Source organism: Kitasatospora sp. NPDC015121 (assembly GCF_055562955.1).
On sequence record NZ_JBVHEH010000017.1, the window covers coordinates 39,844 to 46,279 of the forward strand.

5 protein-coding genes are annotated in these 6,436 nt (G+C 75.5%); 2 read left to right on the forward strand and 3 right to left on the reverse strand.

Translation table 11 applies throughout. From position 1 onward, the window contains the following. Positions 1-34: 34 nt before the first annotated feature. The gene (locus ACZ3J7_RS25380; RefSeq protein ID WP_465625016.1) at positions 35-472 is read right to left on the reverse strand and encodes an SCO4402 family protein; all 438 of its coding nucleotides are present in this window, start codon (positions 470-472) and stop codon (positions 35-37) included. Between the two features lie 306 nt (positions 473-778). Between ACZ3J7_RS25380 and ACZ3J7_RS25385 the strand changes: the two genes are divergently transcribed. Then, a complete protein-coding gene (locus tag ACZ3J7_RS25385; RefSeq protein ID WP_465625018.1) occupies positions 779-2,068 on the forward strand; it encodes an ABC transporter substrate-binding protein in 1,290 nt (429 codons plus the stop codon). A 91-nt stretch (positions 2,069-2,159) separates the two neighbouring features. On the opposite strand, the gene ACZ3J7_RS25390 is transcribed toward ACZ3J7_RS25385, so the two are convergent. Both ACZ3J7_RS25390 and ACZ3J7_RS25395 read right to left on the reverse strand, forming a co-directional pair. Continuing rightward, positions 2,160-3,347, reverse strand: a complete 1,188-nt coding sequence (locus ACZ3J7_RS25390) for a hypothetical protein (RefSeq protein ID WP_465625020.1) — start codon at positions 3,345-3,347, stop codon at positions 2,160-2,162. Between the two features lie 182 nt (positions 3,348-3,529). After that, positions 3,530-4,906 carry a transcriptional regulator gene (locus tag ACZ3J7_RS25395; protein ID WP_465625022.1) on the reverse strand — a complete coding sequence of 459 codons (1,377 nt, stop codon included), beginning with the start codon at positions 4,904-4,906 and terminating at the stop codon, positions 3,530-3,532. 255 nt (positions 4,907-5,161) lie between these two features. On the opposite strand from ACZ3J7_RS25395, the gene ACZ3J7_RS25400 reads away from it, so the two are divergent. Next, complete coding sequence (locus ACZ3J7_RS25400) at positions 5,162-5,866, forward strand: bifunctional DNA primase/polymerase (protein ID WP_465625024.1); 705 nt, start codon at positions 5,162-5,164, stop codon at positions 5,864-5,866. Positions 5,867-6,436: the final 570 nt, after the last annotated feature.

Consider the following 6,436-nt stretch of genomic DNA (forward strand, 5'->3'; position numbering starts at 1 on the left):
GCACCCGGGACGCCCCGCGCGCCGCGCCGACCGGTCAGCCGCGCGCGGTCAGCCGGGCCAGCTCGTCCAGCGGCAGCGGCGGCAGCCCGGGGTCGTCGCCGTCGGCGACGGCCAGCCGGTGGTGCGCCTCGCGGGCCGCCCGGACCGCCTCCGCCCAGTCCGGGTGGCCCAGGTACGCGGCGGCCGGGGCGTCCTCGCCGACCTGGTGCACGACCAGCAGCACCCGCAGCACCGCCGCGTTCACCGCGACGGCCTCCGCAGAGTCCCGGAAGACCGAGCCGACGTACTTCTCCGCCGACCAGCGGTCCAGCCAGCTGTCCTCCACCAGCCGGTACACCGCGTCGGAGGGGTCGCCGTACCCCGACCGGCCGTCCAGCCAGGCCCGCTGCTGGAAGCCGGGGTCGGCGAGCATGTGCAGCGCCGAGCGGATCCGGGCCCGCCAGCGCCACCAGGGCAGATCACTCAGAGGCATGACGCCCATCGTGCTGGAGCGGGCGCCCGTTCGAGAAGCGTTTCGGGCAGACCGGTGCGGAGAATCCATGCTGTCGGACACGGGAGCCGATCGTACGTTCCCACCCCGGCGCGGCTCCACCCGCGGCCCGACCGCGCCTCTACACGCGTCACGGACCGGCAACGCTCCGTGTTCCTCCCTCGTTGGCTCTCCGTTCACTGGGCGTCCCTCTCGACGTGCCCGGTGACGACCACCCTTGGTCCGCCGAGCCTGCGCAACGGAGCACGGGAACCCCGAAGCAGCATGTCCAGGGAGGAAAAGAGCACCATGACGCGGACCGGAAACCCCCACCCGCTACCCGCCGTCAGCGGACGCCGCCGCACCACCGCCGCTCTCGCCGCCTCCGCCGCGGTCCTGCCCGCCCTGCTCTCCGCCTCCGCCTGCGGCGGACCCGCCGCCGCCGACGCCGCCGGCAAGGACGTCACCGTCATGACCTGGGCCCCGTCCGGCACCGGCGCCGCCGACCGCCCCGGCATGACCGCCCTCGCCGAGGCCGTCGGCCGCCAGCTCAACGACCAGGGCGGCCTGGCCGGCCGCAAGGTCCGCGTGCTGACCTGCAACGAGCACGACAGCACCGACGGCGCCACCGCCTGCGCCGAGCAGGCCGTCAACGCCCACGCCGTCGCCGTGGTCGGCTCCGCCAGCCAGTACGGCAGCAGCTTCATGCCGATCCTGGAGCAGGCCGGCATCCCGTTCGTCGGCGGCTACGGCCTCTCCGGCCCCGAGTTCAGCAGCCCGCTCTCCTACCCCGTCAACGGCGGTCTGCCCGCCCTGGTCGCGGGCAGCGGCCGCCAGCTGGTCGAGGCCGGCTGCAAGCAGATCTCGCTGATCCGCCCCGACAGCCGGGCCGGCGACGCGCTGGTCAACTACCTCGGCGGCGCCGTCCGGCAGACCGACGTCAAGGTCACCGACATCAAGGCCCCCGAGAAGTCCAACGACTACTCGGCGTACACCCGCCGGGCCATCGGCGACGACCGGCCCGGCAACTGCGTGCTCTCCGCGCTCGGCGCCGAGCCCACCGCCAACCTGCTCGACCCGTACCGCCGCGCCAACCCGAAGAACACCCAACTCGCCTCGGTGATCGGCTCCTTCCAGCAGTCCGTGGTCGACTCCACCGGCGGCGACAACGGCCCGCTGCGCGGCGCCTACGCCACCGGCTGGTTCCCCGCCGAGTCCTCCCGGGTCTGGGACGAGCTGCGCAACACCGCCCGCAGCTACGGCAACGGCGCCACCATCGACGTCTCCGACCCCGGCGTGCAGACCACCTGGGTCGCCTACGAGGTGCTCCGCCAGGCCGCCGGCCGGATCGACAAGAGCAAGCCGATCACCCCGAAGGCGCTGCAGGTCGTCCTCGACAGCGGCGACCCGATCGACACCGCCGGGACCACCCCGCCGCTCGGCTGGGGCGTCACCAACATGCTCCCCAGCGCGAACTCCCCCCGCCTGGTGAACACCTCGGTCACCTTCCAGCGGGTCCAGAACGGCCGCCTGGTCGAGCAGCGCCAGGGCTTCACCGACATCCGCTGGGTCCTCACCAACGGCAGGCCCCCGGCGTGAGCGCGCGAGCGGCCCGGCACCACCGCGGGATCGCGACGGGAGGACGGCCCACCGCCCTCGTCGCGGTCCCGCCGCGCGTCCGCCCCCGCTCCTACAGCTCGCCGGCGTTCTTGCCCTGCAGCCCCGTCTTGGCGGCGATCGCCCCCCACAGCCCCGAGGCCTGCTCCTTCGCCGAGGTCGCGGTGCCGCTCGCGGCGTTGCCGTTGCGGTAGTGGTCGTTGTCCTTGGCCTTCGCCGGGTCGCAGCCCGCCACCAGGTCGCCGGCCCACCCGGCGTACTCGGTGTCGGCGGTCGCGGAGGCCTGCCAGGCCTGCTGGAGCTGGGCGACCAGCTTCGTGCCGTCGGTGAGCTGGTCGACCTTGAGGTCGCCGAGCTTCTTGAGCAGGTCCTGGCGCTGCGCCGCGGCCGCGGTCAGGGCGGCCTGCGACTCGGGCAGGCTCTGGCACTTGCCGACGGCGGTGACCGCGTTGACCACCGAGGTGCGGCTGGCGCTCGCGGTGCCCAGCAGGTCGGACATCGCCTGCGCCTGGGCCTTCGCCTCGGGGCCGACGGCGGCGTTCCCGCTGTTCGCGCCGGGCGCGGCGGCGCTCTGGGTGGCCGCGCCGCCCTTGGCGGTCTTCGGGTCCTTCTCGTCGTCGCCACCGCCGCTGACCAGCACGCCGACCAGGATCGCGATCACCGCGACGCCGGCCACGCCCGCGCCGATCAGCACCTTCTTGTCGGGCTTGCGGCCGCCGCCCTCCGGCTGCGCCTGGTAGCCGCCGGGCGCGTAGCCCTGCTGCTCGTACCCCTGCGGCTCGTAGCCCTGCTGCGCGGCGCCGTAGCCCGGGACGCCGCCGCCGAAGGTCTGCGGGGCGGGGTAGCCGGGCTGCTGGGGCTGCTGGGGCTGCTGCTGGGGCGCGAAGGCGGGCGGCTGGGCCGGGAAGCCGGGCTGGGTGCCCGCCCCGGGGGCCGCGGCGCCCACCGACGGGCCGCCGGCCGGGTAGGGCGGCAGGTACTGGGTGGCGCCCTCGTCGGCCTGCGGGGCCGCCGCGGGCTGCTGCGCGGGCGCGCCCCAGTACTCGGGGCTGCCGCTCTGGCCGAGCGGCGGCGCGGACTGCTGCTGGGGGACGGGGGCCTGCGGCTGGACGGGCTGCTGCGGCTGGGCGTACGGGGGCTGCGCGTACGGCGGCTGGGCGGCCTGCGCCGGACTGCCCTGGCCGTCTGCGGCGGGCTCCGGGCGGAACAGGTCGTCGAGATTGAAGTCGCCGGAGTTGGGATACGAGCGGCGCTGGCTCAACGCGATTCCTCACCTGTGCACGGCACCGGGATCCCGGGCCTCTCGGTTGCCCCGCCGGATTGCTGACGGCGGACCACAACTGCGAGGCCACGCTACCGGTTCACCGGCACAGGTGACTACGTGGGCTGCTGTTCCGTGCTATTGCTTCACGTTCCCGTATCCTGCCCGGCGCCGTCCGGCGGCTACGCGGCCTCCCCGTCCATCCGGGCGTGGAACTCGCGCACCGCGCGGTGCCCGCGGTACGGCTCCAGCCGGTTGCGGAAGTCGTCCAGGTACTCGACGCCCCGGTTCGAGCGCAGCCCGCTGAGCAGCCGGACGGCCTCGGTGCCGGTCTCGCAGGCGCGTTCGAGGTCGCGCTGCTGGAGCTGGGCGGTGGCGAGCAGCACGAGGTCGACGGCGCGCCGGCGGACCCGGTGCGCGGGGTGCAGTTCGAGCGCGGTGCGGGCGTAGTGCTCGGCCCGCTCGCCCTGCTGGAGGTCCCGGTGGCAGTGCGCCAACTCGTCGGCGAGGTAGGCCTCGTCGAAGTGGACGATCCAGTCCGGGTCGTCGGCCGGGTTGCGGCGCTCCATCGCGGCCAGCGCCTTCGCCGCGACGTTCTCGCAGGCGTACGCGTCGCCGAGCAGGGCGTGGCCGCGGGCCTCGGCGGCGTAGAACATCGCCATCGCGGTGGGGGTGGCCACCGTGCGGGCGCCCTCCTGGGCGGCGCGGGCGAGCTGGGCGATCTCCCGGGGGTTGCCGAGGGTCGCGGCGAGGTGGCTCATCGAGGCGGCGAGCACGTAGCCGCCGTAGCCCCGGTCGTCGGCGGCCTGGGCCAGGCGCAGCGCCTGGATGTAGTACCGCTGGGCGAGCCCGGGCTGGCCGGTGTCGACCGCCATGTAGCCGGCCAGTTCGGTCAGCCGGGCGACGGCGCCGAAGAGTTGACGGCCGGTCTCGTCGCGGTAGGAGCCGCCGAGGAAACCGGAGACCACGCTGTTCAGGTAGTGCACCACGACGGGGCGGACGTGGCCGCTGCCGAACCGGTGGTCGAGGTCGACCAGCATCTGGGTGGTGGCCCGGATCGCGGCGACGTCGGCCAGGCCGACCCGGGTGCCGCCGGTGCGGGCGACCACCGGGTCCGGCGGGGTGATCAGCCAGTCCCGGCTGGGTTCGACCAGCGCGGAGGCGGCGACCGTGGTGCCGGCCAGGAAGTCGCGCTTGCCGACGTCGCTGCGCCACAGCTCGCAGATCTGCTCCAGCGCGGCGCCCAGGCTGGGCGCGAACTGGAGGCCGACGGCGGAGCTGAGGCTCTTGCCGTCGGCCATGCCGATCTCGTCCACGGTCACGCCGCGGCCGAGCTTGCGGCCGAGCGCCTCGGCGATCACCGCGGGCGCCTGCCCCCGGGGTTGTTGCCCGCGCAGCCAGCGGGCGACCGAGGTCTTGTCATAACGGAGGTCGAGTCCGTGTTCGGCTCCGCAGAGGTTGACCCGGCGGGCCAGGCCCGCGTTGGAGCAGCCCGCCTCCTGGATCAGCTGCTGTAGGCGCTCGTTCGGCTCTCGTGCGACGAGTGGTCTCGCGGCCATGGGATTTTTCCGCCTCCCCAACGCCGTCCGGACCCGACCGGAGGGCGACGACTGTGCAACACCATGCGGAATACCCACGGTGACGTACCCGCTCCCCACGCGCCCGGGTGAATGCCCCTGTGCGCCCCCACTGCGCCCGTTACCGCCCCTGCTCGGAGGACGGGTTCCGACCAGGATCACCGTCCCGGGTGACATCGAGCGGTCCGTTCGAAGCGTTCGGCCCCGGGCCGTAACCCGCACTCACGGACGGTAGTTGTGCTGCACGTGGACAACACCCCGGGAGCCCCCGAACAGAACCTGCCGCCGCTGCTGATCGAAGCCGTCCGCTACGCCGAGGACCGGCACTGGGAGGTCGCGCCGGGCGCCTGGCTGCTCGACGGCGACGGCCCGGTCCGGTGCTCCTGCGGCGAGGAGCGCTGCGCGCTCCCCGGCGCGCACCCCGTCGGCGCGGACTGGCGGGACCGGGCGAGCGCCGGGCCCGGGGTGGTCCGCACGTGGTGGACGGAGCACCCGGAGGCCTCGATCCTGCTGCCCACCGGCCGGACGTTCGACGTGCTGGACGTGCCGGAGGTGGCCGGCTGCCTGGCGCTGGCCCGGATGGAGCGGATGGGCCTGCAGCTCGGCCCGGTGGTCGCGGCGCCGGCCGCGCCGGGGCGCACCGGGCGGCGGCTGCACTTCCTGGTGCTGCCCGGGGTGGTCGACAAGCTGCCGGACCTGCTCCGGCAGATCGGCTGGTCGCCGGAGCGGCTCGACCTGGTGGCGCGCGGCGAGGGCGACTGGGTGGTGGCCCCGCCGTCCCGGGTCGGCGGGTACGCGTCGGCGCAGTGGGCCCGGCCGCCGTCCGCGCTGAACCGCTGGCTGCCGGACGCGATGGAGCTGATCAGCCCGCTCGCGTACGCCTGCGGGCGCGAGGCCTCGGCCCCGCGCCCCGTCCAGCGCCCGGCGGCGGCCGTGCGCTGACCCTCCGAGCGTGCCCCCGGCCGATCCGGTGGGGGCGTGTCCGCGCGGCACCCCGCGCGGCCGCGGCGGGTCCGGCCCCCGATCCGGGGACCGGGCCCGCCGTTCGTGCGCCCGCCGTTCGTGCGCCCGGGGGCGGGGCCGACCGGTGCGGAGCGCGATCTTCCGGAACCGGTCGTCATACCCGCAGGTCAACGGCGGAAGCCCACCGATCGGGTGACATCGCTCAAGGATTGGCCGCGACTGCCGAGGGGATCATCCTCAGCGTCGGCACGGAACGGCGGGGCCAGCGAAAGGAGCGGACGGACCAGGGGTGCCGAGAGCCCGGGGGGCTGCCGGGAGGGGGTTCGGACGGGGAAGCCGAACGCGGCGGCGGGCGGGGAGCCGGAGGGGAACCAGGAGGGGAGCGGGGCGGGGAACCGGAGGGGAACCAGGGGCGGGAGGGAGTGGCCGGGCGCGGCCGGGGAGCCGCGCGCGACCACGACCGGCGGGGGGGCCCGCGCGGGGGCCCGGGGGGGGGCCCCCGGCCCCCCCCCCGGCCCCCCCCCCCCCCCAACCGCGACCGGGGACGGC